The sequence below is a fragment of the Frankia sp. CcWB2 genome (assembly GCF_977927585.1).
Genome location: NZ_CDWRCM010000081.1, coordinates 721 through 3,216 on the forward strand (window position 1 = coordinate 721; position 2,496 = coordinate 3,216).

The 2,496-nt window shown below is 70.5% G+C and carries 2 protein-coding genes; both read right to left on the reverse strand.

What is annotated here, in order from left to right; translation table 11 throughout:
- On the reverse strand, window positions 1-900 hold a 900-nt coding region (locus ACY45C_RS10680), incomplete at its 3' end, for a hypothetical protein (RefSeq protein ID WP_462187466.1).
- A partial coding sequence (locus ACY45C_RS10685) for a glycosyltransferase family 87 protein (protein WP_462187467.1) occupies window positions 893-2,496 on the reverse strand: 1,604 nt, incomplete at its 5' end. The genes ACY45C_RS10680 and ACY45C_RS10685, both read right to left, overlap by 8 nt.

A 2,496-nucleotide genomic window follows, 5' to 3' on the forward strand; every position in this document is an offset into this window, starting at 1 on the left:
CCCGACGACCACCGCGAGCAGTTCCCCGCGCCAGAACCAGACGAAGGTCGACGCACCGTTGCCATCCGTGGCCGATGCCCAGGTGGCGGCCCAGCCCGACCAGGGCCAGTCGAGGCCTCGGTGCCAGCCGTCCCGCATCGCGTCCGTGTAGGAGCCCCAGCCCCCGGTGCGAATCCTGAGATAGCCCAGATAAGCGAGGACGGGGATGGGTGGAAGCCCCAGCGACAACGCCGGCCAGGCGAACACCGGGAGGCCGGCGGAGCGCCGGCTCACGACGTACTGCACGGCCAACGCGATCCCGAAGGGAATACCGCTGATCCTGGCGGATGCTGCCCCGGCGCCCAGCAGGCCGGCCAACCACCAGCGGCGGCGGCGTGCCGCCAGCCAGGACGCCGTAGCGAACCCCAGGAAGATACCCTCCGAGTAGGCGGCGAACAGGAACACCGCGTAGGGGAAGCAGATAAGGCTGAGGACGGCGAACTGCGCCGCGGGCTTGCCGACCTCGTCCGCGGCCAACCGCCACAGCGCGGCGACCGCGACCGCACCGGCGAGGAACGACACGACCAGACCCGCGACGATCCAGTCCGGAACGACGATATGGACGATCCGCATCGCGATCGGGAGGCCGGGAAAGTCGACTTCTGTCCGGTCCGAGTAGGCGGGGGAGAGATAGCCGTACCGGGCGACCTTCGTGAACAGGCCGACATCCCACCGGTCCCAGAGCGTGCACAGGCCGGGAGCGTTTCGCGCCGGCGCCGAGGTGAGGGCCCGCGCGGCAGCGAGCGCCAGCAAGGCGACCGCGACCCGGCTCCCGAACCAGATCGGCAGCGCGGCCCGGACCGGCTCCGGCAGCCGGGCCCAGGCCGCTCGGACCATCCCCGGCCCGGTCGGATCATGCACCGCCGGACCCGGCCCCGTCGGCGCTGCCGGCGGCCGGGCCGCCGTCCGGCTTGCCGGTGGCCGCCGCCACCCACGCCGGCCGGCCGCCGCGGGCATCGGGGGCATGGTCCAGCACCCCGCCCGCAGGGTCGTCGACGGCGTCCGGATCGCCGGCGGCAGCAGAGCCGACCGCGACACGCGGATCACCCGGGTACGCCATTCCGCCGGTCCGCACGATGTCGGTATGCGGATGCAGGATCTCCCGGACGACGAATCCGGCCAGGACGAGCAGCACCAGGTCGCGCAGGGCCACCGCGCCGACGAACCATCCCCGGTCGATGCCCTGACGACCATGCGTGTCGTTGTAGATGAAGTGCATGAATCGGGTGAACAGGACCCACGCCTCGCAGGCCTGCCACAGCAAGAACAGCCGCCATCGGGGCCGAGCCAGTGCCGCCAGCGGTAGTAGCCAGATCGTGTACTGGGGTGAGAAGACCTTGTTGGTCAGCAGGAAGGCGACGACGAGCAGGAACAGCACCTGCGGCAGGCGGGGCCGGCGCGGTGCGAGCCAGGTGAGCAACCCGATGGCGATCACCGAGACCAGCAGGGCCGCCCCAGTGATGATGTTCAATGTGGAGATGGGCAGGCCGTTGTCCCGCAGGCCCTGCAGGATCATCGGAAGGGCGACGACGATCGTCACCCAGCCGGCCGCGGCCGCCACGATGACCAGCCGGCGCGCATCGGGCCGATGATGGATCGCGGCCGCCGCCACCGCGACGAGGACGACGGCGGTGAGCGCGGAGACCACCAGGTGCAGCGATCCGAACCAGGCCGGGTCGTAGCGGCCGGCAAGCCAGGTCGCGCCGAACGCCAGCGAGTCCCAGTCGGCGCCGCGGTCGGAGTTCAGGTCGAAAAACCGGGCGATGGCGTTGCGGGCCTTGTCCGGACCACCACCGACCAGTCGGGTCCAGTCACCACCTCGCCAGAAGGTCGACCAGATGCTGTCGCCGACGCGGGCGTTCTCCGCGTTGAAGTAGCCGGCGGTCAGCCACAGCGGGACGATGACCACCAGCACCGTCACCGCCGCCGCACAGACGGTCCGGGCCAGTTCGCGCAGCCTCCCGGCCCGAAGACAGAGGAAGGCCAACCCGAGCAGGAACAGGGCCGGATAGAGCTTCGTGAGGATGCCGAGCCCGATCAGCATCCCGGCGAGCTTCGGAGCCCGCCTGGACCAGGCGAGCAGGCCGCCTGCCGAGAACGCCACCGCGATGATGTCCCAGTTCGTCAGCAGATGCAGCACGAGGGTCGGCGCCAGCGCGAACAGAGCGGCGTCCCAGATCCGCCTCAATCCGGCCGTCAGCGCCGTGCAGCACACCGCGACCGAGGCCACGATCAGGAACAGCAGGGCGGTGAGGTCGTAGAAGACGGCCGACCGCATGTCCATCGTGTAGTGGTCGAAGACACGCTCACCGTTCTCCTCCCGGTAGACCGCCCGCGGTCCGTCCGCGAGACCGGCTGGCCAGGCGACAAGCTGCATGGTGGCGCCGATCAACGGCGGGTATTCCGTCGGGTAGTCCAGATAGGGGATCTTCCCGTCGACCAGCCCCTCCTGGCTGT